Annotated in this window: 29 protein-coding genes; all 29 read left to right on the top strand. The window is 33.4% G+C overall.

What is annotated here, in order from left to right; translation table 11 throughout:
- Positions 1 to 31 precede the first annotated feature (31 nt).
- The 29 genes from J2Y38_RS04485 to J2Y38_RS04345 all read left to right on the top strand — a co-directional run bounded on the left by J2Y38_RS04485 (position 32) and on the right by J2Y38_RS04345 (position 25,948).
- Complete coding sequence (locus tag J2Y38_RS04485) at positions 32 to 1,267, top strand: beta-ketoacyl-[acyl-carrier-protein] synthase family protein (protein WP_309839968.1); 1,236 nt, start codon at positions 32 to 34, stop codon at positions 1,265 to 1,267.
- Entirely contained in the window at positions 1,260 to 1,514 is a 255-nt protein-coding gene (locus J2Y38_RS04480) for an acyl carrier protein (RefSeq protein ID WP_053472936.1), read from the top strand. Before J2Y38_RS04485 ends, J2Y38_RS04480 begins: the two co-directional genes overlap by 8 nt.
- Positions 1,514 to 2,395 carry a lipid A biosynthesis acyltransferase gene (locus J2Y38_RS04475; RefSeq protein WP_309839966.1) on the top strand — a complete coding sequence of 294 codons (882 nt, stop codon included), beginning with the start codon at positions 1,514 to 1,516 and terminating at the stop codon, positions 2,393 to 2,395. The genes J2Y38_RS04480 and J2Y38_RS04475 overlap by 1 nt, the downstream gene beginning before the upstream one ends.
- 184 nt (positions 2,396 to 2,579) lie before the next feature.
- Positions 2,580 to 3,482: a dialkylrecorsinol condensing enzyme DarA gene (locus tag J2Y38_RS04470; protein ID WP_309839964.1), complete on the top strand. Its 903-nt coding sequence runs from the start codon at positions 2,580 to 2,582 to the stop codon at positions 3,480 to 3,482.
- A 16-nt stretch (positions 3,483 to 3,498) separates the two neighbouring features.
- Positions 3,499 to 4,632 (top strand): beta-ketoacyl-ACP synthase III, encoded by a 1,134-nt coding sequence (locus tag J2Y38_RS04465; protein WP_309839962.1) that lies wholly within the window; start codon positions 3,499 to 3,501, stop codon positions 4,630 to 4,632.
- Positions 4,632 to 5,063 carry a FabZ gene (locus tag J2Y38_RS04460; RefSeq protein WP_053472940.1) on the top strand — a complete coding sequence of 144 codons (432 nt, stop codon included), beginning with the start codon at positions 4,632 to 4,634 and terminating at the stop codon, positions 5,061 to 5,063. The genes J2Y38_RS04465 and J2Y38_RS04460 overlap by 1 nt, the downstream gene beginning before the upstream one ends.
- Before the next feature lies 1 nt (position 5,064).
- The gene (locus J2Y38_RS04455) at positions 5,065 to 5,532 is read left to right on the top strand and encodes an ABC transporter permease (RefSeq protein WP_309839959.1); all 468 of its coding nucleotides are present in this window, start codon (positions 5,065 to 5,067) and stop codon (positions 5,530 to 5,532) included.
- Positions 5,533 to 5,560: 28 nt separating this feature from the next.
- Positions 5,561 to 5,965 (top strand): hypothetical protein, encoded by a 405-nt coding sequence (locus J2Y38_RS04450; protein WP_309839957.1) that lies wholly within the window; start codon positions 5,561 to 5,563, stop codon positions 5,963 to 5,965.
- Positions 5,965 to 6,963, top strand: coding sequence for a BtrH N-terminal domain-containing protein (locus J2Y38_RS04445; RefSeq protein WP_309839955.1), 999 nt, complete (start codon positions 5,965 to 5,967; stop codon positions 6,961 to 6,963). Before J2Y38_RS04450 ends, J2Y38_RS04445 begins: the two co-directional genes overlap by 1 nt.
- A 6-nt stretch (positions 6,964 to 6,969) precedes the next feature.
- Positions 6,970 to 7,722 (top strand): ABC transporter ATP-binding protein, encoded by a 753-nt coding sequence (locus J2Y38_RS04440; protein WP_309839954.1) that lies wholly within the window; start codon positions 6,970 to 6,972, stop codon positions 7,720 to 7,722.
- Positions 7,712 to 8,995, top strand: a complete 1,284-nt coding sequence (locus J2Y38_RS04435) for an ABC transporter permease (protein WP_309839952.1) — start codon at positions 7,712 to 7,714, stop codon at positions 8,993 to 8,995. The genes J2Y38_RS04440 and J2Y38_RS04435 overlap by 11 nt, the downstream gene beginning before the upstream one ends.
- Positions 8,970 to 9,419 carry a thioesterase family protein gene (locus tag J2Y38_RS04430; protein WP_232679599.1) on the top strand — a complete coding sequence of 150 codons (450 nt, stop codon included), beginning with the start codon at positions 8,970 to 8,972 and terminating at the stop codon, positions 9,417 to 9,419. Before J2Y38_RS04435 ends, J2Y38_RS04430 begins: the two co-directional genes overlap by 26 nt.
- A 109-nt stretch (positions 9,420 to 9,528) precedes the next feature.
- Positions 9,529 to 10,668 carry a beta-ketoacyl synthase N-terminal-like domain-containing protein gene (locus tag J2Y38_RS04425; RefSeq protein ID WP_309839950.1) on the top strand — a complete coding sequence of 380 codons (1,140 nt, stop codon included), beginning with the start codon at positions 9,529 to 9,531 and terminating at the stop codon, positions 10,666 to 10,668.
- A 50-nt stretch (positions 10,669 to 10,718) separates the two neighbouring features.
- Positions 10,719 to 11,330 (top strand): hypothetical protein, encoded by a 612-nt coding sequence (locus J2Y38_RS04420; protein ID WP_309839949.1) that lies wholly within the window; start codon positions 10,719 to 10,721, stop codon positions 11,328 to 11,330.
- Between the two features lie 15 nt (positions 11,331 to 11,345).
- A complete protein-coding gene (locus J2Y38_RS04415) occupies positions 11,346 to 11,819 on the top strand; it encodes a hypothetical protein (RefSeq protein WP_309839947.1) in 474 nt (157 codons plus the stop codon).
- A gap of 30 nt (positions 11,820 to 11,849) precedes the next feature.
- A complete protein-coding gene (locus J2Y38_RS04410; RefSeq protein WP_309839944.1) occupies positions 11,850 to 12,467 on the top strand; it encodes a 3-oxoacyl-ACP synthase in 618 nt (205 codons plus the stop codon).
- A 2-nt stretch (positions 12,468 to 12,469) separates the two neighbouring features.
- The gene (locus J2Y38_RS04405; RefSeq protein ID WP_012023174.1) at positions 12,470 to 12,727 is read left to right on the top strand and encodes a phosphopantetheine-binding protein; all 258 of its coding nucleotides are present in this window, start codon (positions 12,470 to 12,472) and stop codon (positions 12,725 to 12,727) included.
- Positions 12,728 to 12,867: 140 nt separating this feature from the next.
- Positions 12,868 to 14,067: a beta-ketoacyl-[acyl-carrier-protein] synthase family protein gene (locus J2Y38_RS04400; RefSeq protein ID WP_309839940.1), complete on the top strand. Its 1,200-nt coding sequence runs from the start codon at positions 12,868 to 12,870 to the stop codon at positions 14,065 to 14,067.
- 1 nt (position 14,068) lies between these two features.
- A complete protein-coding gene (locus J2Y38_RS04395) occupies positions 14,069 to 15,130 on the top strand; it encodes a beta-ketoacyl synthase N-terminal-like domain-containing protein (protein WP_309839937.1) in 1,062 nt (353 codons plus the stop codon).
- Positions 15,131 to 15,198: 68 nt separating this feature from the next.
- Positions 15,199 to 15,912 carry a polysaccharide deacetylase family protein gene (locus tag J2Y38_RS04390; protein ID WP_309839935.1) on the top strand — a complete coding sequence of 238 codons (714 nt, stop codon included), beginning with the start codon at positions 15,199 to 15,201 and terminating at the stop codon, positions 15,910 to 15,912.
- A gap of 117 nt (positions 15,913 to 16,029) precedes the next feature.
- A complete protein-coding gene (locus J2Y38_RS04385) occupies positions 16,030 to 16,656 on the top strand; it encodes an outer membrane lipoprotein carrier protein LolA (protein ID WP_309839933.1) in 627 nt (208 codons plus the stop codon).
- Positions 16,622 to 17,257 carry a hypothetical protein gene (locus tag J2Y38_RS04380; RefSeq protein WP_309839930.1) on the top strand — a complete coding sequence of 212 codons (636 nt, stop codon included), beginning with the start codon at positions 16,622 to 16,624 and terminating at the stop codon, positions 17,255 to 17,257. The genes J2Y38_RS04385 and J2Y38_RS04380 overlap by 35 nt, the downstream gene beginning before the upstream one ends.
- A 37-nt stretch (positions 17,258 to 17,294) precedes the next feature.
- On the top strand, positions 17,295 to 17,894 hold the full coding sequence (locus J2Y38_RS04375) for a porin family protein (RefSeq protein ID WP_291149040.1): 600 nt from the start codon (positions 17,295 to 17,297) through the stop codon (positions 17,892 to 17,894).
- The gene (locus tag J2Y38_RS04370; protein ID WP_309839928.1) at positions 17,894 to 18,511 is read left to right on the top strand and encodes an outer membrane beta-barrel protein; all 618 of its coding nucleotides are present in this window, start codon (positions 17,894 to 17,896) and stop codon (positions 18,509 to 18,511) included. The genes J2Y38_RS04375 and J2Y38_RS04370 overlap by 1 nt, the downstream gene beginning before the upstream one ends.
- A gap of 9 nt (positions 18,512 to 18,520) precedes the next feature.
- Complete coding sequence (locus tag J2Y38_RS04365; RefSeq protein ID WP_309839926.1) at positions 18,521 to 18,892, top strand: 3-hydroxyacyl-ACP dehydratase; 372 nt, start codon at positions 18,521 to 18,523, stop codon at positions 18,890 to 18,892.
- A gap of 2 nt (positions 18,893 to 18,894) precedes the next feature.
- Positions 18,895 to 19,380: a hypothetical protein gene (locus tag J2Y38_RS04360; protein ID WP_056207126.1), complete on the top strand. Its 486-nt coding sequence runs from the start codon at positions 18,895 to 18,897 to the stop codon at positions 19,378 to 19,380.
- A gap of 18 nt (positions 19,381 to 19,398) precedes the next feature.
- On the top strand, positions 19,399 to 20,586 hold the full coding sequence (locus J2Y38_RS04355; protein ID WP_309839922.1) for a DUF2062 domain-containing protein: 1,188 nt from the start codon (positions 19,399 to 19,401) through the stop codon (positions 20,584 to 20,586).
- Positions 20,587 to 20,749: 163 nt separating this feature from the next.
- On the top strand, positions 20,750 to 24,430 hold the full coding sequence (locus J2Y38_RS04350; RefSeq protein ID WP_309839920.1) for a 1-acyl-sn-glycerol-3-phosphate acyltransferase: 3,681 nt from the start codon (positions 20,750 to 20,752) through the stop codon (positions 24,428 to 24,430).
- Positions 24,431 to 25,948 carry an NAD(P)/FAD-dependent oxidoreductase gene (locus tag J2Y38_RS04345; protein ID WP_309839918.1) on the top strand — a complete coding sequence of 506 codons (1,518 nt, stop codon included), beginning with the start codon at positions 24,431 to 24,433 and terminating at the stop codon, positions 25,946 to 25,948. It begins immediately after the preceding gene.

Here is a 25,948-nt window from a genome sequence, read left to right as displayed (position 1 = left end):
CTTTAAGGATAAAAAATTACTTTGAAAGACGATGAATAAGAGAGTTGTAATTACTGGAATGGGAATTTATTCTTGTATCGGAACTTCTTTAGATGAAGTAAAGGAATCATTGTATAACGGAAAATCGGGGATTCAGTTTGATGCTGAACGAAAAGAATTTGGTTTTCAATCAGCCTTAACCGGAATGGTTCCTAAAGCTGATTTAAAAAACCTATTGACCCGTAGACAACGTATGAGCATTGGTGAAGAAACCGAATATGCTTATATGGCTACTATCGAAGCACTGAAAAATGCGAATATCGACGATGCTTTTTTTGACACTCGCGAAGTTGGAATTATGTACGGAAACGACAGCGTTTCTAAAGCAATAATTGATGCTACAGATATCGTGCGCGAGAAAAAAGATACTGCCTTAATTGGTTCAGGGGCGATTTTTAAATCAATGAATTCTACCGTTACGATGAATCTTTCCACGATTTTTAAACTTCGCGGCATCAATTTAACCGTAAGTGCTGCCTGTGCAAGCGGTTCACATTCTATTGGATTAGCTTATTTTTTAATAAAAAGTGGTTTTCAGGATATCATTATAACTGGAGGAGCGCAGGAAATCAACAAATATGCGATGAGCAGTTTTGATGGTTTAGGCGTTTTTTCTAACCGAGAAAGTGATCCTGAAAAAGCTTCAAGGCCTTTTGATGCCGGACGTGACGGATTAATTCCGAGTGGCGGAGGTGCAACTTTAATTCTGGAAAGTTACGAATCTGCAATTGCACGTGGAGCTAATATTATTGCCGAAGTTTCAGGTTACGGATTTTCATCAAACGGCGGACATATCTCAACTCCAAATGTGGAAGGTCCCGCTACAGCGATGCAAAGAGCACTGGATGATGCTAAACTAAAAGCATCAGATATTGAGTATATAAATGCACACGCAACCTCAACTCCGGTTGGCGATGCAAACGAAGCCAAAGCTATTTTTGAAGTTTTTGGTGAGAAAAACCCTTATGTAAGTTCAACAAAATCAATGACAGGTCACGAATGCTGGATGGCCGGAGCAAGCGAAATTATCTACTCTATCATAATGATGCTGAACGATTTCATTGCACCAAACATCAATTTAGACAATCCAGATGAAGATGCTTCAAAATTAAATTTAGTTAAAACTACGTTAAACAAAAAATTTGACATATTTTTGTCCAATTCTTTCGGTTTCGGAGGAACCAACTCGGCGTTGGTGGTTAAAAAGTTTAAATTGAACGATGAATAAAGAAGATATTATAGCAAAAATCAATGGTTTTTTAGTTGATGAATTTGAAGTAGACAATGACGACATTGAACCAAATGCTAATTTAAAAGATACGCTTGGCTTAGATAGTTTAGATTATGTTGATTTAGTAGTTTCAATAGAATCAAACTTTGGCGTAAAACTAGTTGAGGCAGATTTTGTTGGAATTTCTGATTTCCAAAGCTTCTATGACCTTATCGAAACCAAATTAAAAGCCAAAACAGCTTAATGAGTGAATGGGATGGCAAATCAAAAGGAACTGTTTTAGGTTATAGAATATTCGTTTTTTTGATTCAAAAAGCGGGTGTCAAATCTGCTTATGTTTTACTTTATTTTGTCGCTTCTTATTACTTTTTATTTTTAAAGAAAAGCAATCGTGCTATTTTTTATTACTTTAAAGAAAGGCTTCAATACTCCTATTTTAAATCAAAAAAAATGGTTTTCAAAAGTTACTACACTTTTGGACAGACCATTATTGATAAAGTTTCCATTTCGGCAGGAATGCGAAACAAATTCACCTATGAATTTGACGGAATTGAAATTTTAAAAAAGCTCCTCGCCGAAAAAAAAGGCGGTGTTTTAATTAGCGCACACGTTGGAAATTTTGAAATTGCAGAACATTTCTTAGGTGATATTGATCTTGATTTTCAAATCAATTTAGTCACTACAGATTTAGAACATTCTGCCATTAAAAATTATCTGGAAAGCATTACCCAAAAACCAACCGTAAAATTCATCATTATCAAAGAAGACTTGTCTCATATCTTTGAGATCAATGCGGCTTTGGCCAATAACGAATTAGTTTGTTTTACAGGCGATCGTTATTTTGAAGGCACAAAATCACTTTCTGAAAACATTTTAGGCAAAGAAGCCAACTTCCCTGCCGGACCATTTTTAATTGCATCAAGATTAAAAGTTCCGGTTGTGTTTGTTTATGTTATGAAAGAGCCAAATTTACATTATCATTTATACGCCAGAGAAGCCACAGTTAAACACCGTGACGAAAAAGCATTGCTAAAAGAATACATAACAAGCGTAGAAAACATCTTAAAAAAATACCCTTTGCAATGGTTTAATTATTTCGATTTTTGGAATGATTTGAAGAAATAGACCACTGATTTTACGGATGAAACGGGTTTACACGGATTATTTTTTGTTTAGTTACTTATAAAGAAAACCTGTGTAAACCCGTTTCATCCGTAAAATCTGCGGGCCAAAAACCTCATAACAAACAAGAAAAATCCGTTTAAATAAATTTACTTATTTTTGTTCGCAACCAAAGCAACAAACCCTAATGAAAAATGTTCTTGTTATTTATTATTCTCAATCCGGACAGTTAGAAACTATTGCGCAAAACATCGCAAAACCATTTCTAAATTCAGAGAATATAAAGGTGACTTTTCACGAAATACAATTAGAAAAACCATTCCCATTTCCGTGGAGTAAAGATGCTTTTTTTGATGCCTTTCCAGAATCGTTTTTACAAATTCCAACAGCCTTAAAACCAGTTCCTGAAGAAATTTTAAACACAAAATTTGATTTGGTGCTTTTCCATTATCAGGTTTGGTATTTGTCGCCTTCAATTCCAATCAACTCGTTTTTAAAAAGCGACGAAGCCAAAAAAATCCTGAACAATACGCCTGTTGTAACCATCAGCGGCTCAAGAAACATGTGGATTATGGCGCAGGAAAAAATTAAAACGTTACTAAAAGAAGCCAATGCACAATTAGTAGGTAATGTAGCTTTAGTAGATCGTGTTGGAAATTTAATAAGCGTTATTACAATTGTAGAATGGATGTTCTCCGGCGTTAAGAAAAAGTATTTAGGTATTTTTCCATTGCCGGGAGTTTCAGAAAAAGACATAAACGAATCCCCAAAGTTTGGTGAAGCAATGCTTTCTGCCTTTAACGAGAATAATTTAGACCAATTACAGCCAAAATTAGTACAAATTGGAGCCGTAAAAATTAGTCCGTACTTAGTAACAGTAGACAAAACGGCCAATAAAATTTTCAATAAATGGTCAAACCTGATTTTTAAAAATCAAAAAAACCGAAAAAAGCTTCTAAAAGTATTTAATGTTTATTTATTCTTGGCAATTTGGTTAATCTCACCAATAGTGTATATATTGCACTTTATTTCCTACCCTTTTAAGTTAAAAACCATAAAAAGACAAACTCAATATTATCAAGGAGTTTAGAAGCGAATTTTAGATTATGTTTGAAGTATATATAACAAAAGCTGCAAAATATTTGCCTAACGAAGCTGTTTCAAATGACGAAATGGAAGCTTATTTAGGACTTATCAACGATACTGCCTCAAAAGCAAGACGTATTATTTTGCGCAACAACAAAATTACAAGCCGTTATTACGCTGTTGACAAAACAGGAAAAAGCACTCATAGTAATGCCGAATTAACCAGAAATGCTATTTTGCCGTTATTCGACGAAAATTTTACGCCTCAGGATTTAGAAGTACTTTCATGCGGAACCTCAACTCCGGACATCTTTCTGCCTTCACACGCGGCAATGGTTCATGGTTTGCTAAAAAATAAATCGGTAGAATTAAACTCTTCAACAGGAGTTTGCTGTGCCGGAATGAACTCTCTTAAATTTGGTTTTCTTTCCGTACGTTCTGGAAATTCAAAAAATGCAATCTGCACAGGATCTGAAAAAGTTTCTACCTGGCTGAATGCTCAAAAATACAATCACGAAGCCGACAATTTAAAAAATCTGGAAGAACAGCCAATTATCGCGTTCAAAAAAGATTTTTTACGATGGATGTTGTCTGACGGTGCCGGAGCTTTTTTATTAGAAAATAAACCACGAGGAACGATTTCTCTAAAAATAGAATGGATGGAAGCTTTTTCGTATGCATACGAATTAGAAACCTGCATGTATGCCGGAGGTGATAAATTAGAAAATGGAGAAATAAAATCATGGAGCGATTACGCGCCGGAACAATGGTTAAATGAATCTGTTTTCTCTATTAAACAAGACGTTAAACTTTTAGATGAATTTATTCTTTCTAAAGGTGCCGAAAGTATGAAAGATGCGATGGACAAAAACAACATCAAATCTGAAGATATCGATTATTTTATTCCTCACGTTTCCTCTAACTTTTTTGTCGAAGGATTGAAAAAAGGATTAACTGAAAAAGGAATTGGAATGAGCGATGATAAATGGTTCATGAACCTTTCCAGAGTTGGAAATGTTGGTTCTGCTTCTATTTATTTAGCCCTAGAAGAATTAATGAATTCAGGGAATTTGAAAAAAGGAGATAAAGTTCTTTTATCAGTTCCGGAAAGCGGAAGATTCTCTTTTGCGTATGCGTATTTAACAGTTTGCTAATGGAAACAATGGCACTTTTAGAAAAAGAAACAGTCGAAAATTTATTACCTCAAAAGTTCCCTTTTGTAATGGTTGATGCTATGCATTCTTATACCGAAACTTCTTTGGTTTCTGGTTTAAAAATTCAGCAGGATAATATTTTCGTAAAAAACGATATTTTTCTGGAAGCCGGTTTAATTGAACACATGGCACAATCTGTGGCACTACATACAGGATATCAGTTTTTTTTAAGAAACGAAACTGCTCCAACAGGTTATATTGGTTCTATTAAAGAAATTGAAATTAAAAAACTGCCTCAATTAAACGACAATATTCAGTCTGAAGTAACTATTTTACAGGAATTTGCTGGAATCACTTTGGTGAATATCGTTACAACATTAAATAATGAAGAAATTGCAAACGGACAAATGAAAACCGTTTTAGCCAAATAATATGATTTTGAATACCGGAGTTGACATACAAAATTATTTACCGCACCGAGCGCCAATGCTTATGGTAGATTTAATTTTGGATATTGATGCCAACTTCGTAGAAACCACTTTTTTGATAAAAGAAGACAATATTTTTGTACAGAATAATGTTTTTATCGAAGCGGGTTTAATTGAAAATACGGCGCAGACCTGTTCGTCTATTGTTGGAAAAAAATATTTTTTTGACGAAGACGGAACAGAAAATGAGAACGTAAATGTAATTGGATTTATCAGTGCCTTAAAAAATGTAAAAATTCATTCGCTGCCAAAAGTTGGCGAAACCATAATTACCAAAGCAGATTTAGTTTCAAAATTTGTTGGCGACGATTACACTTTATGCACAATGAGCTGTCAAAGTTCAGTAGAAGATCAGATACTCTTAGAATGCGAAATTAATTTGTTCATTCAAAAAACAGTTTCGGTTTCGTAATAATTCCACTTGAAAACATAACTAGGTAATGGAAAAAGATAAAGTACCTCAGGATAAAAGCAACTTAACTAAAAACAACGTAAAAGAGCTTTTGTACGCAACTGATGAAAACGGCAATTATACCACAACGCTAAGCACAGGCTGGGAACCCAAAACAATAGCACTTTCAAATTCTATTGATGAAATAAACGAGCGTATTGCCGAAGCCAGACAACAGGTTTTAAATGGCGAAGTAAGCCCGATTGTTTATTTTATGGAAGTAAATAAAATGGATCTTACTATTTTATCAAGTTACGTAGGACTTTGGAAATGGCGTGTAAAAAGGCATTTTAAACCAAGCGTTTTTGCAAAACTAAACGATAAAGTTTTACAGAAATATGCCGACACATTTGAAATTTCAATTGAAGAATTAAAAAACAGCATCACCAAATAATGGAATTAACTTTCACACATCATCAGTCTGCTCATTGCGAGAATGGAGTAGCGTCGAATCTGCTAAAAAATAGCGGACTAAACATCAGCGAACCGATGGTTTTTGGTATTGGCTCAGGATTATTTTTTGTATATCTGCCTTTTATAAAAGTCAATTATGCTCCTGCAATTAGTTACAGAACTCTGCCTGGACAAATTTTTAATAAAGTTGCCAATCGTTTAAATTTAAAAATAAAAAGACAAAAATTTTCATCGGTATCAAATGCCACTAAAGCATTAGATGAAAATTTAAAAAATAATATTCCAACGGGATTACAAGTTGGTGTTTACAATTTAAGTTATTTCCCAGACGAATATCGTTTTCATTTCAACGCACACAATTTAGTTGTTTACGGAAAAACCGAAACTGATTATTTAGTAAGCGATCCTGTAATGGAAACCGTAACCACTTTAACGCATGAAGAATTAGATAAAGTTCGTTTTGCAAAAGGTGCTTTTGCACCGCGCGGACAAATGTATTATCCAATTCAGGTTCCGAAAGATGTTGATTTAAAAAGTGCCATCATTAAAGGAATAAAAAATACATGCAGAGACATGCTGGCGCCAATGCCAATTGTAGGTGTTCGCGGCATCAAATTTGTATCGAAACAAATTAGAAAATGGCCTATAAAGCACGGAACTAAAAAAGCCAATCATTATCTGGCGCAAATGGTTCGTATGCAGGAAGAAATTGGAACTGGAGGCGGTGGTTTCCGTTTTATTTATGCGGCATTTTTGCAGGAAGCTTCGGTTATTCTAAATAATGAAGAATTGAAAGAACTTTCGAAAGAAATGACACAAATTGGCGATTCTTGGCGAGATTTTGCCGTTGAAGCCTCAAGAATTTATAAAAACAGAAGTGCCAAAGAAGATGCTTACAACAATATTGCCGATGAACTTTTGGACATTGCCAACAGAGAAGAAATCTTTTTCAAAAAACTAAAAAAAGCCATCAGCTAAGATATTTTGCAATCCATAATTAAAATAGAATCCCTTTCGAAAAAGTACAAAGATGCCGATCAGTTTTCTTTGAACGACGTTTCGCTAAATATAAATGAAGGAGAAATTTTTGGTCTACTCGGCCCAAACGGTGCCGGAAAAACAACTTTAATTTCAATGCTCTGCGGATTGGTAAAACCAACATCGGGACATTTTACAATTGATGATTTAGATTATCAGCATCACTCTTCAAAAATTAAAAAAATCATAGGTGTTGTTCCTCAGGAATATGCCTTATACCCTACTCTTACAGCAAGAGAAAATCTGCATTATTTTGGAAGTATGTACGGTTTAAAAGGTTCTGATTTAAAAGATAAAGTAATCGAAACTTTAGATCTTTTAGGCCTTTTAAAATTTGCCGACAAACCTGTTGAAACTTTCTCCGGCGGGATGAAACGTCGTGTGAATTTAATTGCCGGAATTCTGCACAAACCAAAAGTTTTATTTTTAGATGAACCAACTGTTGGCGTTGATGTACAGTCTAAAAATGCCATTATAGATTATCTAAAAGTGTTGAACCAAAACGGAACATCCATTATTTATACTTCGCATCATTTGGCTGAAGCCGAAGATTTCTGCACCAATATTGCCATTTTAGACCGAGGCCGAATTTATGCAAAAGGAACGCCTTCAACTTTAATCAATTCTGTTGAAGATGCCCGAAATCTCGAAGACGTTTTTATTTCATTAACCGGTAAAGACTTGAGAGATGCTATATAAAATTTGGATGTCGGTCGTAAAAGAATTTTTACTGCTTAAACGCGATTTAGGCGGATTGATTATTCTGTTTATAATGCCATTGGTTTTAGTCATTACTGTTACGTTAATTCAGGACAGTACTTTTAAAACCGTAAGCGATTCTAAAATTCCAATTTTATTGGTGGATTACGACAAAGGTTCTGTTTCTAAAACCGTTTTTGAGAATTTAGAAAAAAGTAATTTGTTTAGCGTTGTAACACAAATAGACAATAAAACAATTACCGAAGATGTTGCCAGAGAAAACGTTTACAAAGGAAAATTTCAATTGGCAATTATAATCCCGAAAAATTTAAGTTCTGATTTGCAGGCAAAAGTTGATCAAAATGTCGAAAAAATTGTCAGCAGTTTAGGCATGACTGATAGTACCGCAGCAAGCGAACCTCAGCGAATTATCAAAGAAAAAGAAGTAAGACTGTATTTTGATCCGGCAGTTCAAATGAGTTTCAAAAATGCGGTCATGAGTTCAATCGACAAAATGATTTCGCAAATTGAAACCAAATCAATTTACACGACTTTCCAAAATCAATTAGGAGAAGGAACTACCAATTTTGAGCAAAAAAGTTTCATTTCTTTCAAAGAGATAATCCCGAAGATTAATAATAAAGAAGTTCGTCCAAATTCGGTACAACACAATGTTCCCGCGTGGACACTTTTTGCGATATTTTTTATTGTAATTCCGTTATCTATTAATATTGTAAAAGAAAAATCACAAGGAACTTTCGTTCGATTAAGAACAAATCCTGTTTCTAGTTTAGTCGTGATTATTGGAAAAACCATTACTTATTCTGTAATCTGTATGATTCAGTTTTATATGATGGTTGCCGTTGCTGTATTTTTATTTCCATCTATCGGATTGCCGTCTTTAAATATCGAAGGACATTTAGTATTGATGAGTGTCGTAGCATTATTTTCAGGTTTTGCTGCCATCGGATTCGGAATTTTATTGGGAACAATTGCAAGCACACAGGAACAATCGGCTCCGTTTGGCGCAACGAGTGTTATTATTTTAGCAGCAATTGGTGGAATCTGGGTTCCGGTTTTTGCCATGCCGAAAATCATGCAGATTATTGCCAAATCGTCTCCAATGAACTGGGGATTAGATGCTTTTTACGACGTTCTTTTACGCAACGTTTCTTTCCTGGAAATCATCCCAAAAATAAGTTTACTATTTTTGTTTTTTATTCTTACCACAGCCATCGCATTATTTTATGATAAAAAGAAAAGAGCAGTTTAACGAAGCTACAAACCTGACCGTTACACACGAAATCAGAATTCGTTTTAACGAAACTGATCCGCTTGGAATTGTTTGGCACGGCAACTATATAACCTATTTTGAAGATGGACGTGAAGCGTTTGGCCGTCAGCACGGACTTACGTATTTAGACATTGCCAAAACCGGATATACAACTCCAATTGTAAAATCGACTTGCGAACATAAATTGTCTTTACGTTACGGCGATGTGGTTACAATCGAAACAACAGTTGTCGATACGCCCGCTGCAAAAATGATTTACCGTTTTAAAATTATTGATGACAAAGGTGAAATCGCCTGCACTGGCGAAACCGTTCAGGTTTTTTTAGATAAGGAAGGGAATTTAATGCTGACAAATCCTCCTTTTTATGCTGAATGGAAAAAGAAAGTTGGGTTACTATTATAAAACACGGATTGCACTAATTTTCACGAATTAAAAATAAAATACGCTGTGTAAACCTGCTTAATCTGTAAAATCTGCGAGCCATAAAAAACACACAGGAAAAAACCATAAAATGTTAAGAGAAATATACATTACGCAAACCAATTGTATCACACCTTTAGGTTTTGATGTCGAATCGAATGTTGAAGCGATTCTTCGTGGCGATTCTGGCATTCAGCTTCATAATGACATTTCTTTAATGCCAAATTCATTTTATGCTTCGATTATTTCTGATGAAAAAATAAACAGTGCTTTTGCAGAAATCAGCATTGAAACTAAATATTCTCGTTTAGAGAAAATGATGATTTTGGCTTTAGAGCCGATTATCAAAAACTCAGGAGTTGAATTAAATTCGAAAACGGCTTTTATACTTTCTACCACAAAAGGAAATGTTACGGCTTTAGCAAATGATTCTGATGAAAGTTTCAACAACGCACATTTAGATGTTTTAGCAAAAAACATTTCAGATTTCTTCGGATTTAAAACACAGCCAATTGTCGTTTCAAATGCCTGCGTTTCTGGAATTTTAGCGGTTTCAATTGCCAAAAGAATGATTCAGTCTGAACTTTACGATAATGTTTTTGTCGTTGCTGGCGATGAAGTTTCAGAATTTGTTTTGTCTGGTTTTAATGCGTTTCAAGCCATGAGCGATCTGCCTTGTAAACCGTATTCAAAAAACAGAACCGGGGTAAGTTTAGGCGAAGCAACAGCAGCCGTTTTAGTTTCGGCGGAAGCCAAAAACGCTAAAATAAAAGTGATTGGAGATAGTTCGATAAACGATGCGAATCATATTTCGGGTCCATCAAGAACAGGTGAAGGTTTGTTCAGAAGTATTCAAAATGCTTTAAAAGAAGCTCAAATTGAAGCAAATAAATTAGATTATATTTCAGCGCATGGAACCGCAACTCCGTTTAACGACGAAATGGAAGCAATTGCCTTAAACCGTTTAGGTTTACAAAATGTTCCTGTAAATAGTTTAAAAGGATTTTACGGTCATACCTTAGGCGCTTCGGGATTATTAGAAACGGTAATTGCAATTGAATCTGCCAATCAAAATATGCTTTTTGAATCAAAAGGTTTTGATGAAATTGGGGTTAGTGAAACTGTAAATGTGATTGAGAAAAATGAAAAGGCAACTATTGAATATTTTTTGAAAACGGCTTCTGGATTTGGAGGTTGTAATACGGCTGTGGTTTTTGAAAAGGTAAAATAAATTTCAACATTCAAGTAAATCTTGCAAGTTCAAAATATATTAAATCAAAGATGAAATTATCAAAATCCATATTTATAATTCTTATTCTTCTTTCATCTTTTGGATGTAAAAAGAAAGAAGTGTCCGAATCTGATTTTGAAAAAGACGTCATGAATACTGTCTTTGTCGAAATTGTAGATTCTATTTATATGGATAGAAGAACGATACTTCCGCCGCCAATGCCAAGGAGAGATTTCAAAACAAATAAAGAAGATACTATTGGATATCACGATAGATTAAAAAGATATCAGATTGAACAAGACAGTATTAAAAATGACAAAAACAGAATTTTAATTGGCGTTTATGATTTTGTAGTAAATAACAAAATCCGAAATGAAAAATTTGATTTAACACCTTTTAAAAACAATAAAAAATTTGATTTTCAATACGCTTCCAAATTTCCAGAAGAACGATATTGGGATATTGAAGATAAAAAAAGCGGAATGCCAGTTGGCACAATCCAGATTTCTAATATAAAGTTTAATAAAAACAAAACTTTGGGAACTATAACGGCTAGTGCTTCATGTGGCGGTGGAACTTGTGGACAAGGGTTTCAAATCACAATTGAAAATAAATCCGGAGAATGGCATATTAGTAAAATTGTTAATACTTGGGTTTCATAAAATAAATATTCAATTATGAACGACGGAATTGAAGCTTTAAAAAAATATATTGAAAATAATCTTGGTGAAAGTAGTGGCTGCTGGGAATACGTATTACATCCTAATATTAGAGATTACATTAGTAACTTAAATCAAACAGATAGTGAAAAATTTTCTATCGAAATATTAAATTGGAATGAAGATGTACTTTATCAATTAGCTGATGAAATGCTTTTTAGCAACAATGAATATATCGACAAGGACTATTTATTTTGCTCTATATATTTAATAATTAATGACATAGAAAATCTAGATTACTTATCACAGTATATAATTCCTTGTTTTAAAAATTTAAATTTTGAAAAAGTCTCTTTAGAATTCTTCTTACAGATGAAAGAGAAAATGAAGAATTTTTACATTATAAAAAATGGAGAAGAAAATGTAGATAATTTTATTAGACAAATAAATGAAGTTATTAATAAAAAAATGCAGACGACTGAAAACAAGTAATCAGTATAAATTTTATACTAATTAAGCAAAATGACTCAAAACAAAACCTACATACAATCCTACATCACCATCCAAAACAACGAAATTGTTTTGAACGGAACTTCTGTATTCAAAACTGAACCAACAGATTTTGCTGATTTCTCCAAACAAGCCTATCGTAATTTTGAAATGCAATATCCAAAATTTTTCAAAATGGATGCTTTGAGCAAACTCGCTTTTTTAGGATCAGAATTGCTTTTGAGTCCGATAACTTCAGAAGAAAGAGAACATAATATCGCTTTGGTTTTGGCGAATAAATCGTCGAGTTTAGATACCGATGTAAAATATCAGGAATCAATTTCAGATAAAGAAAACTATTTTCCGAGTCCGGCGGTTTTCGTTTATACGCTGCCAAATATTTGTCTGGGCGAAATAAGTATCCGTCATCAGCTGAAAAGTGAAAATTCTTTCTTTATATTTGACACCTTTAACACGGAATTCATGTCGAATTATTCAGATATTCTCCTGAATACAAATAAGGCAGATATGGTTTTGTGCGGCTGGGTAGAATATTTTAATGATAATTATAAGGCTTTTCTGTGCACTATAAGCGCAGCAGAAAACACAAAATATACAAACGAAACTATCAATACATTATACAATAAATAATCATGGAAGCATTAAAAGAAGAATTAAAAAATAAAATCATTACGACTTTAAACCTTGAAGATATCACAATTGAAGACATTGCTGATAACGATCCTTTGTTTGGAGATGGTTTAGGTTTAGACTCGATTGATGCACTTGAATTGATCGTGATTTTAGATAAAGATTACGGAATTAAATTAGTAGATCCGAAAGAAGGAAAAACAATTTTCCAGTCTATCGAGACTATGGCGGCTTACATTAGCGCTAACAGAACTAAATAAATTGTAGATTTTAGACTTTAGATTTTAGATTCCAGTTGGAAATCTAAAATCTAAAATGGTTTAAAAATCCGTCAACTTTGTCAATGTTTAAAACTTTGACAAAGTTCTAAGAATCTAAAATCTAAAATCATAAATCTAAAATGACAAAGGGTGTTGCAATAACGGGAATGGGAATTATCTCCGCAATCGGGAATTCGGTTGAGGAAAATTACCATTCATTAATCGAAAATAAAATCGGAATTTCCCGTATCTCTAATATTTCTACAGTTCATGCGGATGTTATTAAAGTAGGTGAAATCAAAAAAACCAACGATGAACTTATCGCTGAACTGGAATTAAACAGCGATAACAATTTTTCGAGAACCGCTATGATTGGTACTTTGGCAGCAAAACAAGCTGTTGAAAATGCCGGCATAACCTCTATCAACGAATTTAGAACCGGACTTATTTCGGCTACAAGTGTGGGTGGAATGGACATGACGGAGAAACATTATTACGATTATTTCGAAAAACCGGAATTGGTTAAATATATCACTTGTCACGACGGCGGCGATGTTGCCGATAAAATTGCCGAAGAACTGGGTTTAAAAGGAATGGTTTCAACAATCAGTACCGCTTGTTCCTCTGCAGCAAATTCAATTATGCTGGGTGCAAGATTAATCAAAACCGGAAAATTGGATCGCGTAATTGTGGGCGGAGCCGATGCTTTGTCAAAATTCACCATCAACGGATTTAAGACTTTAATGATTTTATCTGACGATTATAACAAGCCTTTCGACAATAACAGAAAAGGATTAAATCTTGGGGAAGCTGCTGCTTTTTTAGTTTTAGAATCGGATGAAATTGTTGCTAAACAAAACAAAAAAGTATTGGCAAGAGTTTCGGGTTATGGAAATGCAAATGATGCTTTTCATCAAACGGCTTCTTCAGAAAATGGAGACGGCGCTTTTTTGGCGATGAAAAAAGCATTTGAAATTTCGGGTTTAAAACCTTCTCAAATTGACTATATCAACGTTCACGGAACTGCAACGCCAAACAACGATTTATCTGAAGGAAGAGCTTTACGCCGAATTTACGAAGACGAAAAAGTGCCTGATTTTAGTTCAACAAAACCTTTTACAGGACATACTTTAGCGGCTGCGGCGGCAATTGAAGCTGTTTACAGTGTTTTGGCGATTCAGAATAATGTTGTTTATCCGAATTTGAATTTTGAAACGCAAATGGAAGAATTCGATTTGACTCCGCAGACTTCATTAATAACTAAAAATATCGAACACGTTTTGTCTAATTCTTTTGGATTTGGAGGAAATTGTTCCACTCTTATATTTTCAAAAAGCTAAAATGAAAAAAACATATATAAATGGAGTAGGCTGTATTTCGACTCAAAAAACATTTGATACTGTTTTTTTAGAAGAAGCCAATGTAAATCACGATGAAAATGTACTGGCAATTGTTTCGCCGGCATACAAAGAATATATTTCGCCAGCTGCAAGCCGCAGAATGGCAAAAGGGGTGAAAAACGGAATCGTAGCTTCGGCTTTGGCAATGAAAGATGCTAATGTCGAAAAAGTCGATGCCATTATTACTGGAACGGGTTTAGGATGCATCGAAGATTCTGAAAAATTCCTGAAAAGCATTTTAGATAATAAAGAAGAATTTCTAACGCCAACTTCTTTTATCCAATCTACGCACAATACAGTTGGTGCGCAAATTGCACTTTTACAGCAATGTAAAGGTTATAATTTTACTTATGTAAACGGCGCAGTTTCTTTTGAATCGGCACTTTTGGATGCTAAAATGCAGATTGAAGAAGACGAAGCTAATTCAATTTTAGTAGGCGGCGTTGATGAAAATGGTGATTATACGACTTCGCTTTTTAAATTAAACGGCCGAATCAAAGCAGATAATGCTGCGCCTTATGATGTTTTAAATTCTAAAACCAGCGGAGCTGTTTATGGTGAAGGTGCGAGTTTTTTTGTTTTAGAAAACGAAAGAAAAGAAAACACTTATGCTGAACTTCTGGATATTGCAATCGTAAATACGCTGGAAGAAAACGAAATTGAAACAGAGATTAAATCTTTTTTGAAATCAAATAATTTAGAAATTTCTGATGTTGACGCTTTAGTTTTAGGTTTTGACGGAAATGCTTCTTTTGAAAATTATTATAAAAATCTTGCCGAAAATGCTTTCGCCAAAACTCCTGTTTTATATTACAAACATTTGAGTGGCGAATATGATACGGCTTCGGCTTTTGCTTTTTGGATGGCTTCGAAGATTTTAAAAACACAGGAAATTCCAGAAATTATAAAAGTAAATTCGGCTGTAAAACCAGTTTACAAAACCATTTTATTGTACAATCAATTAAACGGAAAAAATCATAGTTTTACGTTACTTTCAAAATGATAACGCATAAAAACATCTCGATCTTTTTTATCTTTTTATTGCTTTTAGTTTTTCTTCTGAATCTTTTTATGGCAATAAATTTGTGGTATTTTTTTGCTGTAGTTTTTGTTTGGATCGGAATAAATGCTGTTGGCTCTTCTATAATTTCTTCTAATTATCATGTAAAAGCTTTCTGCAATAATCCGCTGGAAACAGAGAAAAAAATTGCTCTAACTTTTGATGACGGCCCAAGTGAATTTACTTTGGAAGTTTTAGAGCTTCTGAAAAAACACAATGCTAAAGCGACTTTTTTCTGCATTGGAAAAAACATTGAAAAACATCCTGAAATTATTCAAAAAGTTATTGAAGAAGGACATTTGGTTGGAAATCATTCTTATTCTCATTCTAAATTTTTCGATTTTTATCATGAAGATAAAATAACGAATGAACTTCGTAAAACAGATGAATTGCTGGAAAAATTCACTTCTAAGAAAATAAACTTCTTTCGTCCGCCTTACGGAGTTACTACTCCTTCGATTCGAAGAGCTTTAAAAATCACCGGACATAAAACAATTGGCTGGAATATTCGTTCTCTTGATGGAGGCACAAAAAATCAGGAATTAATTTTGAATCGAATTATAAAACGGGTTTCTCCGGGCGGAATTGTACTTTTGCATGATACCGAATCACATTCTGTTTTAGTATTGGAACAGTTTTTGCAATTTTTACAGCAGAATGATTATGAAGTGGTTTCGATTGAAGAATTACTGAATCTTAATGCTTATGAAATTGAACGCGGATGAAACGGATTCGCTAAAGCGAAAACACGGATTAAAACGGATTTTTTATTAAATAATAATCTGTTTAAATCCATTTAATCTGTGGCTAAAAAATTTTAAAAGCACAATTTTTAAAAAAATATGAAAACTAAAATAGCATTATTAATTCTATTTTTTTCAGGAAGTTTGTTCGCTCAGGAACAAAAAATGACCGATGCCGAAATTGCTTCTTTTAAACAAGATGTAAACGTTGTGGCGAAAAAAATCAAGACTTTAAGTACAGATTTTGTTCAGTACAAACATTTGGATTTTCTTTCGAAAGACATTGAAACTTCTGGAAAAATGATTTTTAAAGAACCGGCACTTTTGCAATGGCAATATAAAAAACCATACAATTACAGCATTGTTTTCAAGAACGGTAAAATCCTGATTAACGACGAAGGAAAGAAAAGTGCGGTCGATATTGGCAACAGCAAAATCTTTGCCCGCATCAATAAATTAATTGTGGGAAGCGTAAGCGGAAACATGTTTGATGATAAAGAATTTACGATTTCATATTTTAAATTGAAAGGTCAAAACTTAGCGAAATTTATTCCGAAAGATGCGACGCTGAAAAAATACATCAAACAAATTGAACTGACTTTTGACAAGGAAGAGGCAACTGTAGTTCAGGTAAAATTATTAGAATCATCTGAGGATTATACCCGAATTGTACTTAAAAATAAAGTGATCAATGCAAAAATCGACGATTCAGTTTTTACTAATTAATTGCTTTCTGGCAATTGTTTTGGTTTCTTGCGGCTCGGTCACAAAAAACTATACGCCGAAAAAATTAGACAAAACGTCTTATGACGTTCCGTATTTTTCTGATTCAAAAACCGATTATGTTTATAAAACTAATATATCTGTTTACGGAAATGAATTGTCGGGAATTTTCATTGCCAAAAAAATAAACGACACTACGCATCGAATTGTTTTTACAACAGAATTCGGAAATAAATTAATGGATTTTGAAATTTCTGAAAATGATTTTAAAGTCAATTCGATTGTTTCAGAATTAGATCGAAAAATTTTAATCAATACGTTAAAAGAAGATTTTCGACTGCTTTTAAAAAAGCAATATTTGATTCAGGAACAATTTGAAAACGAATCAAATGACATTTATAAATCGGCAGATGGAAAACGTGACAATTATATTTTTATCTCTAAAAAAGATCGAAAATTAGAAAAGATCGTTCACGCATCTAAAACAAAAGAAAAATTTACGCTGTTTTTCAATTCAGAAAACAATATTTTTGCTGAGAAAATCCAGATAATTCATCAAAATATTAAGCTTAAAATTGAGCTAAATTATTTTAAATCAGAGTAGAAACTTAAACTAACCATAAAATTAAACTAATCAAAAGATGAAAAAAATAACCTTAATTGCATTCGTTTTATTTATCGGTCTTGTAAAATCACAAGCACAGGTAAAAGTTAGTCCCGGCCTTAGAGGCGGTTTGAATATTTCAACATTAACCAATATTGACGATAATAGATCTAAAACAGATTTTTATATTGGTGGATTAGTGGACATTAAATTTAATAAATATTTTTCGCTGCAGCCTGAGATAACATATTCAAGACAAGGTGATGAAGGAAGATATTTCGAAAACGGTCGTTATTATTCTGAAAAGTATGAATTAAACTATCTTACACTTGGTGCCGTTGCCAAATATCATTTTGGAGGTAAAGGTTTTCATGTTTTAGCCGGTCCATCTTTAGATATAAAAGTTGGTGATAATTATATCAACAGCAATCCTGAAGGTTTTGACCTTGCAATTGTGGGAGGTGTTGGATATACACTGCCAAATGGATTGACTTTTGAAGCGAGAATCAAACAAGGTATGATAGATATTTATGGTTATGACGGACTTGATAATAACAATGATGATTACTATTACAATGATGTAATTTTAAATCAGGTTTTCCAAATAGGAATCAGTTATACTTTTAAAGTAAAATAATGAGGAAAATAATCGTATTTGCTTTTGTTTTATTTATCGGAATCTTTACCTCAAAAGCCCAAGTCACTTTTAGTCCTGGTTTAAGAGCTGGTTTGAGTCTTTCGACAATTTCAGAAACGCATGCTGATTACAAGCCTGATTTTTATGTTGGCGGTTTTGGAGAAATAAACTTATCGAAACGTTATGCGCTTCAGCCCGAAATAAATTATATCAGGCAGGGTTCTAATAACGTTGCCCGAAATTTTTTCGATCCAAATACGCAGACAGAAAGAGTCGTTTATCAGGATTTACAAATTAGTTATTTGTCGATTGGTTTGATTAACAAATTAAAATTTGGGCAAGGTTTTCAGGTACAGTTTGGCCCTGCTTTAGATGTTCTTTTAGACGACAATTTAGCTTTTAGAAAAACAAACAATGATCTGGCATTTGTTACTGGCGTTGCTTATAAAATACCCTCGGGACTTGGATTTGAGATTCGATTTAAAAAAGGTCTTTATGATATTTTAGACAGCGATTATTATTATAATAATTCTAATAACAATGATTACTTTTTTAGTGATTATAATTCTAATGTCAATTTTCAAATAGGTGTTACCTATTCTTTTGATGTGAAATAATAAAAATTTATGGTTTTAAAAGACTTTTACAAAGTCCTTTCGGAGGAGAAAACAGGCGATGCTAAATATAATTTTCGTATATTAGTTAATGCCAATCATGAGGTTTTTAAAGGTCATTTTCCTGGAAACCCAATAATGCCGGGCGTTTGCATGATTCAAATTATTAAAGAACTTGCTGAGTCAATCACAAAAAGTTCCTTGATAATACAAACACTTTCGAATGTAAAATTCATGGCATTAATTAATCCGGAGACGAATCCGGAACTCCGTTTAGAACTTGACATTACAACCACAGAAGATGATTTGGTAAAGGTGAAAAACACCACATATTTTAACGATACCACCGCTTTAAAATTGAGCAATGTGTATAAAAAATTATAATTATGAAATTACTATTGTCATTACTTCTATGGATAAATTTTGCAGGAACTCCAGATTTGGCTTCCATTCGCAAAATGTACACTGATGTTACCAAATCAGAAACCAATTCTAAGGAATTTATCGAAAAACTTTCAGGCGTTTCAAACACCGATGATAAAATTTTAGTGGCTTACAAAGCCGCTTCGATTTTATTAGATTCTAAATTTGAAAGTGTTTTAGGAAGCAAAATTTCTCGTTTTAAAGAAGGGGCAAAACTTCTGGAATCGACTATAAAAAGCGAGCCTAATAATATCGAAATCAGAATGATTCGATTAAGTATTCAGGAAAATGTTCCCGGAATTACAGGTTATAGAAAAAATATTAAAGAAGATAAAAAATTTATCACAGCACATTATGCAGAGCAAAATGGTGCTTTGAAAGATTATCTAAAAGACTTTGTTTTACAATCGAAAAGTTTCTCTGACAAAGAGAAACAGTTTGTAAAATAAGCTCATGAAAAATTCTCAATGAAACCTATTTTATCAAAGCAGGAATTGCTCGATTCAACTTCTTTTTGTGTTATTGTACCCACTTACAATAACCATAAAACATTGAAAAAAGTGTTGGATTCTATTTTAGATTTCACTCAAAATATCATTATTGTCAACGATGGTTCAACAGATGAAACCAACGAAATTTTAAAACAATATTCGCAGTTTACGCAAATTCATCATCCTAAAAATTTAGGAAAAGGAAGAGCGCTGCGAAATGGTTTTAGAAAAGCAATTGAACTAAATTTTGAATATGCCATCACGATAGATTCTGACGGGCAGCATTTCGCTTCTGATATTCCAAGTTTCATTTCAGCAATTCAAAACGAACCTAATTCGCTTTTAATTGGAAGCCGAAACATGACGCAGGAAAATGTTCCTAAGAAAAGCAGTTTCGGAAACAAATTTTCCAATTTCTGGTTTAAGTTTGAAACCGGAATTGAACTTCAGGACACACAATCTGGTTTTAGATTATATCCGCTTAAATTAATTCCGAAACGATTTTATACCAATAAATTTGAGTTTGAAATTGAAGTGATTGTACGTTCTGCATGGAAAGGAATTGTAGTAAAAAATATTCCGATTCAGGTTTTGTATGATCCGGCTGAACGTGTTTCGCATTTTCGCCCTTTCAGGGATTTTACCCGAATCAGTATTTTGAATACTGTTTTGGTAACAAACGCTTTGCTGTATATTAAACCTCGCGATTTCTTTCGGCGAGCAAAAAAAAAAGGTTTTAAAAAGTTTTTTCTAGAAGATATTTTAGAAAGCAACGATTCTAATTTCACAAAATCGGCTTCGATTGCTCTGGGAATTTTTATCGGGATTTCGCCTTTTTGGGGATTTCAAACCATACTTCTTTTTACTTTTGCGGCTTTGTTCAGGCTCAATAAAGTAATCGCTTTTTTGTCGTCAAATGTGAGTTTCCCGCCTTTTATTCCGTTGGTAATCTACGGTTCATTAAAAACAGGAAGTCTTTTTATTACGAGCGATGCGCCGCTGATTTTAGATAGTTCGGCCACGCTTGACGATATTCAAAAAAACGCTGCACAATATATCGTCGGAAGTCTTATTTTAGCATCCGTTTTAGCACTATCAGCCGGGCTTATAAGTTATTTGCTTTTAAGCGCTTTTAGTTCTAAAAACAAAACGAATATTAAATAAAGTTTTGCCACAGATTATACGGATTAAAATGATTTTTACATCCCGTTTGTCAGGCTGAGCGAAGTCGAAGCCCACGTCCAATTGGAACGCCCTTTGACTTCGCTCAGGGTGACAAACTAAAGCTAATGTTTTAATTTGTGGCAAAAAAACAATATAAAAAATTATGCATCAATACTTTTACGCCATTCATTTATTTGTAAACCGAAGAAAATCTCTCTCGGTTCTTTTGGCTATTTTGATGCTTTTGGTATTTGGATTTTTTGCTTCCCGAATTAAGTTTGAAGAGGACATAACCAAACTTATCCCAACAAACGACAAAGCCGATGCAACTGCAAAAGTTTTAAAACAATTAAACTTTGCCGATAAAACGACCGTTATTTTCAAACTCGAAAAAAACGGTTCTGCCGAAGAGTTAAAAGAAATAGCTGCGGCTTTTTCAGACAGCGTTGCTAAATCCTGTAAACCTTACATAACCGGAATTCAGGGAAAAGTTGATGAAGAAAACATTCAGGAAACTATCGATTTTGTTTACAATAATCTGCCTCTTTTTCTTGAAGATAAAGATTATGCTGCCATTCAAACTAAACTGCAAAAAGACAGTATTGCAGCAACCGTTGAGGGAAATTACAAATCGATTATTTCTCCTTCGGGATTTATTACCAAAGATTTTATTCTGCAGGATCCGCTTGGGATTTCTTTTATCGCTTTAAAAAAATTACAGCAATTAAATATTGGAGATGATTTTACCCTTGACAATGGTTTTGTAATGACAAAGGATAAAAAGAAATTACTGCTTTTTATAACCTCAGATATTTCTTCAAGCGAAACAGAAAAAAACAGCATTTTTGCCGAAAAACTAAAATCGATTCAGGAAAACTTAAATAAACAATTTAAAGGAAAAACTTCGGTAAGCTATTTTGGTTCAGCATTAATTGCGGCCGCAAATGCCAAACAAATTAAAAGCGATATTGTTTTAACGACAACAATTGCGATGATTACGCTAATGCTGATTTTGATTTTGTTTTACAGAAAAATATTTATTCCGCTAATTATTTTCCTTCCAACGGTTTTCGGAGCTTTATTTGCCGTGGCGTTTTTATATTTTGTAAAAGAACAAATCTCAGCCATTTCTCTCGGAATTGGGTCTATTTTATTAGGAATTACGATCGATTATTCGCTTCATATTCTTACGCATTACAAACACAACAGCGACATCAAAACATTGTATAAAGATATTACAATGCCAGTAATTATGAGCAGTTCAACAACTGCCGTTGCCTTTTTATGTCTGCTTTTTGTAAAATCTGACGCCTTAAATGATCTCGGAATTTTTGCCGCTGTTATTGTTATGGCAACCGGAATTTTTTCTCTTTTGATTGTTCCGCATTTATATAAACCGAAGGAAAACAATTTTGAACACAAGAAAAATGCGATCGATAAACTGGCTCATTTTTCATTTCACAATAACAAATTCTTAATTGGTTTTTGTGTTATCATTACCATTATTTGCTGTTTTACATATAACGATGTTGGTTTCAATAACGATTTATCGCAGTTAAATTTTGTTCCAAAAGATATTAAGGCGGCCGAAAAACAATTGGAAGAAAGTACCAGCTTAACTTCAAAAACGATTTATGTTGCGGCTTACGGAAAAAGCATGGAAGAAGTTTTGCAAAACAACAGCAAACTTTTTACCGATTTATCCAAAGAAAAACAACAAGACAAAATATTAAATTTTAGTTCTGTTGGCGGAATTGTGCTTTCGCAAAAAGAGCAGCTTCAAAAAATCGAAAAATGGAATTCGTTTTGGAACTCAGAAAAAAAACAAATTTTAAAATCTCAATTAATTACTGAAGGTTCAAAACTCGGCTTTAAACCAACTACTTATTCACTATTTTTTGATCATTTAGATTTTGATTTCAAACCCATTTCTACCCAAGATTATTTAAAAATTCAGGCATTACAGCTGAAGGAATTCGTAACCGAAAAAAATGGTTTTTATACGATTTCGACTTTGGTAAAAGTTACGCCGGAACAGCGTGATAAATTTGTAAAATCGACTTCTGCAAAAGAAAATCTTATTGCAATTGATCGTCAGCAAATGAACGAAACTTTTTTCAGCACTTTAAAAACTGATTTTAATTCGCTTGTCAATTACTCTTTTGTTGCGGTAATTTTGATTCTGTTTTTCTTTTTTAGAAGAATTGAATTGGTAATTGTAAGCTGTATTCCAATTGCTTTAACGGGAATTGTAACAGCCGGAATTATGGGCATTTTTGGCATTCAAATGAACATTTTCAGCATGATTGTCTGCACTTTAATTTTTGGTCATGGTGTCGATTTTAGTATTTTCATGACAAGTGCTTTACAGAAAGAATATACAAACGGAAAAAACGAAATTGCCATTTACAGAACTTCCATTATTCTGGCAGTAATTACAACTATTTTAGGAATTGGTGCGATGATTTTTGCCAAACATCCGGCGCTTCGTTCTATTTCTTCCGTTTCCTTAATTGGGGTTTTTGCGGCGTTAATTATAACATTCATTTTCTATCCAATTCTGTTCAAATTATTTTTGTCAAACAGACCTAAAAAAGGAAATCCGCCTTTTCAATTACGCACTTTTATTTTTGGTGTAATGTCATTTTTCTATTATGGTTTGGGTGGAATTTTAATGTCAATTTTCAGTTTCACATTAATGCCGATTTTGCCACTTAGCAAAAAAACAAAAATGCAGGGTTTTAGATATGTGGTTTCAAAATACATGAAATCGGTTTTATATTCGAACCCGTTTATACACAAAAAAGTCGTTAACAATTTTAATGAAACGTTCGAAAAACCAGCGGTCATTATTGCCAATCATTCTTCATTTTTAGATATTTTATCAATTGGAATGCTGAGTCCAAAAATTATATTTTTGGTAAGCGACTGGGTTTACAACTCTCCTATTTTTGGCGGCGTTGTCAGGAAAGCAGGTTTTTATCCCGTTTCTGAAGGTTTGGAAGGCGGCGTTGAACATTTGCGTAAAAAAGTAAACGAAGGATATTCGTTAATGGTTTTTCCGGAAGGAACTCGTTCAGAAAATAATGTTATTAAACGATTCCACAAAGGTGCTTTTTTCCTTGCTGAAGAATTTAAATTAGACATCATTCCGGTTGTCATTCATGGCGCTTCGGAGTTAATTCCGAAAGGTGATTTTGTCATTCATGACGGAACTTTAACGGTTACCATTTTAGAAAGAATTACTCCTGAAAATACTTCTTTCGGAAATAATTATGCCGAAAGAACAAAACAAATAAGTACCTTTTTTAAAGCAGAACATCGCAAAATTCGTCAGCAGTTAGAAGGGCCGGATTATTTCAAAAAAATGCTGATTAATAGTTACGATTATAAAGAAATTGAAGTTGGCGATGCTGTAAAAAAAGATTTAAAGCAGAATTTAGAAACCTATTTCAATTTAAATAAATACATTAATCCAAAGGCAAAAATTTTACATCTTGGCAATGATTATGGGCAATTAGACGTTTTATTGGCATTGCAGGAACCGCAGCGAAAAATAGTTTCTTTTATAAATGATGAAGAAAAAGTATTGGTTGCCAAAACAAATTATTTTTTAAAAAAGAGAAAAATATCTTATCTGGATTCACTAGATTCTGTAGTTGAAAATCAACACGAGATTCTTTTAATTTCGGATCAAAGTTATAATGAAAATCCTGAAATTTTCACCTCTAAATTTTCTTCTGTAATCTTGATTAATTCTCTGCATTATAAAACAAAATTGATTAATTCTGGTTTTGAAATTATTTCTGAAGAAAAAGGTATTACGGTATTAAATAAAAAGTAAATGAAAGAGCAGTACGATGTAGTAATTGTTGGCAGCGGTTTAGGCGGATTAGTTTCGTCTATAATTTTGGCTAAAGAAGGCTACAGCGTTTGTGTGCTCGAAAAGAACAATCAATATGGCGGGAATCTGCAGACTTTTGTTCGTGATAAAACTATTTTTGATACCGGAATTCATTATATCGGAGGCTTGTCCGAAGGTCAAAATTTGTATAAATATTTTAAATATATCGGCATTATTGATCATCTCAATTTAAAAAAATTAGACGAGAATTGTTACGATATGATTTCTTTTGAAGATGATCAAATAGAATATCCGCATGCTCAGGGTTATGAAAATTTTGCTAAACAGCTTGCCGTTTTTTTTCCTGAAGAAAAAGCAAATATTGAAAAATACTGCGAAAAGCTGCAAACCATCTGCGATGCTTTTCCTCTTTATAATTTAAACTGGGAAGGTAAATATGACAACGAGATTTTGTCATTAAATGCAAAAGAAACAATTGAAGAATGTACGCAGAATGAAAAATTAAAAGCGGTTCTTGCCGGTTCGAATTTTCTGTATGCGGGTATTCCGGATAAATCGCCTTTTTACGTTCATGCCTTATCTGTAAACTCTTATATTCAAAGTTCGTGGCGATGCATTAATGGCGGAAGCCAGATTACAAAACAGCTTTTAAAACAACTGAAAAAGTACGGCGGTGAATTTTATAAATATAAAGAAGTTACGCGTTTTAATGTTGTAGATAACAAAGTTGATTTTGTTGAATTAAAAGATGGAGCAAAAGTTTTTGGCTCAATGTTTATTTCGAATATTGAACCTAAAACGACTTTGAGAATGGCTGGCGAAGAAAACTTCAGGAAAGCGTTTATTAATCGTGTACAAAGTCTTGAAGGCGTAATTTCTGCCTTTAGTTTATATATTGTTTTTAAGCCGAAAACTTTTAAATATATCAATCATAATTTTTATCATTTTAAGAAAAGCAGTGAAGTCTGGACAGCACATGAATATGATGAAGATTCGTGGCCAAAAGGTTTTATGGCATCGATGAATGCTTCAAAAAAAGAGGAAATCTGGGCCGACGGAATGACGTTTATAACCTACATGAAATACGAAGATGTTGCGCCCTGGGCCGACACTTTTAATACAACTGCAGAAGAAAGCGACCGCGGCGAAAGTTATGAGGAATTTAAATCCCGAAAAGCCGAAAAATTTTTAAACGAAATTGAAATCAAATTTCCGGGAATCAGGGATTGTATAAAATCAATTCACACTTCTACTCCGCTTTCGTATCGAGATTATATTGGCGGTTATAACGGAAATATGTATGGATATGTTAAAGATTCTAATAATCCGATGAGAACGTTAATTCCGGCAAAGACTAAATTGGATAATTTATATCTTACAGGGCAGAGTATCAATATGCACGGCGTTTTGGGCGTAACAATTGGTGCCGTTTCAACCTGTTCTGAAATTGTGGGCAAAGAATATTTGGTTACGAAAATTAATTCCGAATCTGAATAG

The sequence above is a fragment of the Flavobacterium sp. 2755 genome, assembly GCF_031455715.1.
Classification (GTDB): Bacteria; Bacteroidota; Bacteroidia; order Flavobacteriales; family Flavobacteriaceae; genus Flavobacterium.
This window is presented reverse-complemented; position numbering and strand designations above follow the sequence as displayed.

Coding starts and splice junctions, on each gene's coding strand:
- J2Y38_RS04485 (WP_309839968.1), top strand. CDS start 32: ATGAATAAGAGAGTTGTAATTACTGGAATGGGAATTTATTCTTGTATC.
- J2Y38_RS04480 (WP_053472936.1), top strand. CDS start 1,260: ATGAATAAAGAAGATATTATAGCAAAAATCAATGGTTTTTTAGTTGAT.
- J2Y38_RS04475 (WP_309839966.1), top strand. CDS start 1,514: ATGAGTGAATGGGATGGCAAATCAAAAGGAACTGTTTTAGGTTATAGA.
- J2Y38_RS04470 (WP_309839964.1), top strand. CDS start 2,580: ATGAAAAATGTTCTTGTTATTTATTATTCTCAATCCGGACAGTTAGAA.
- J2Y38_RS04465 (WP_309839962.1), top strand. CDS start 3,499: ATGTTTGAAGTATATATAACAAAAGCTGCAAAATATTTGCCTAACGAA.
- J2Y38_RS04460 (WP_053472940.1), top strand. CDS start 4,632: ATGGAAACAATGGCACTTTTAGAAAAAGAAACAGTCGAAAATTTATTA.
- J2Y38_RS04455 (WP_309839959.1), top strand. CDS start 5,065: ATGATTTTGAATACCGGAGTTGACATACAAAATTATTTACCGCACCGA.
- J2Y38_RS04450 (WP_309839957.1), top strand. CDS start 5,561: ATGGAAAAAGATAAAGTACCTCAGGATAAAAGCAACTTAACTAAAAAC.
- J2Y38_RS04445 (WP_309839955.1), top strand. CDS start 5,965: ATGGAATTAACTTTCACACATCATCAGTCTGCTCATTGCGAGAATGGA.
- J2Y38_RS04435 (WP_309839952.1), top strand. CDS start 7,712: ATGCTATATAAAATTTGGATGTCGGTCGTAAAAGAATTTTTACTGCTT.
- J2Y38_RS04430 (WP_232679599.1), top strand. CDS start 8,970: ATGATAAAAAGAAAAGAGCAGTTTAACGAAGCTACAAACCTGACCGTT.
- J2Y38_RS04425 (WP_309839950.1), top strand. CDS start 9,529: ATGTTAAGAGAAATATACATTACGCAAACCAATTGTATCACACCTTTA.
- J2Y38_RS04420 (WP_309839949.1), top strand. CDS start 10,719: ATGAAATTATCAAAATCCATATTTATAATTCTTATTCTTCTTTCATCT.
- J2Y38_RS04415 (WP_309839947.1), top strand. CDS start 11,346: ATGAACGACGGAATTGAAGCTTTAAAAAAATATATTGAAAATAATCTT.
- J2Y38_RS04410 (WP_309839944.1), top strand. CDS start 11,850: ATGACTCAAAACAAAACCTACATACAATCCTACATCACCATCCAAAAC.
- J2Y38_RS04405 (WP_012023174.1), top strand. CDS start 12,470: ATGGAAGCATTAAAAGAAGAATTAAAAAATAAAATCATTACGACTTTA.
- J2Y38_RS04400 (WP_309839940.1), top strand. CDS start 12,868: ATGACAAAGGGTGTTGCAATAACGGGAATGGGAATTATCTCCGCAATC.
- J2Y38_RS04395 (WP_309839937.1), top strand. CDS start 14,069: ATGAAAAAAACATATATAAATGGAGTAGGCTGTATTTCGACTCAAAAA.
- J2Y38_RS04390 (WP_309839935.1), top strand. CDS start 15,199: ATGGCAATAAATTTGTGGTATTTTTTTGCTGTAGTTTTTGTTTGGATC.
- J2Y38_RS04385 (WP_309839933.1), top strand. CDS start 16,030: ATGAAAACTAAAATAGCATTATTAATTCTATTTTTTTCAGGAAGTTTG.
- J2Y38_RS04380 (WP_309839930.1), top strand. CDS start 16,622: ATGCAAAAATCGACGATTCAGTTTTTACTAATTAATTGCTTTCTGGCA.
- J2Y38_RS04375 (WP_291149040.1), top strand. CDS start 17,295: ATGAAAAAAATAACCTTAATTGCATTCGTTTTATTTATCGGTCTTGTA.
- J2Y38_RS04370 (WP_309839928.1), top strand. CDS start 17,894: ATGAGGAAAATAATCGTATTTGCTTTTGTTTTATTTATCGGAATCTTT.
- J2Y38_RS04365 (WP_309839926.1), top strand. CDS start 18,521: ATGGTTTTAAAAGACTTTTACAAAGTCCTTTCGGAGGAGAAAACAGGC.
- J2Y38_RS04360 (WP_056207126.1), top strand. CDS start 18,895: ATGAAATTACTATTGTCATTACTTCTATGGATAAATTTTGCAGGAACT.
- J2Y38_RS04355 (WP_309839922.1), top strand. CDS start 19,399: ATGAAACCTATTTTATCAAAGCAGGAATTGCTCGATTCAACTTCTTTT.
- J2Y38_RS04350 (WP_309839920.1), top strand. CDS start 20,750: ATGCATCAATACTTTTACGCCATTCATTTATTTGTAAACCGAAGAAAA.
- J2Y38_RS04345 (WP_309839918.1), top strand. CDS start 24,431: ATGAAAGAGCAGTACGATGTAGTAATTGTTGGCAGCGGTTTAGGCGGA.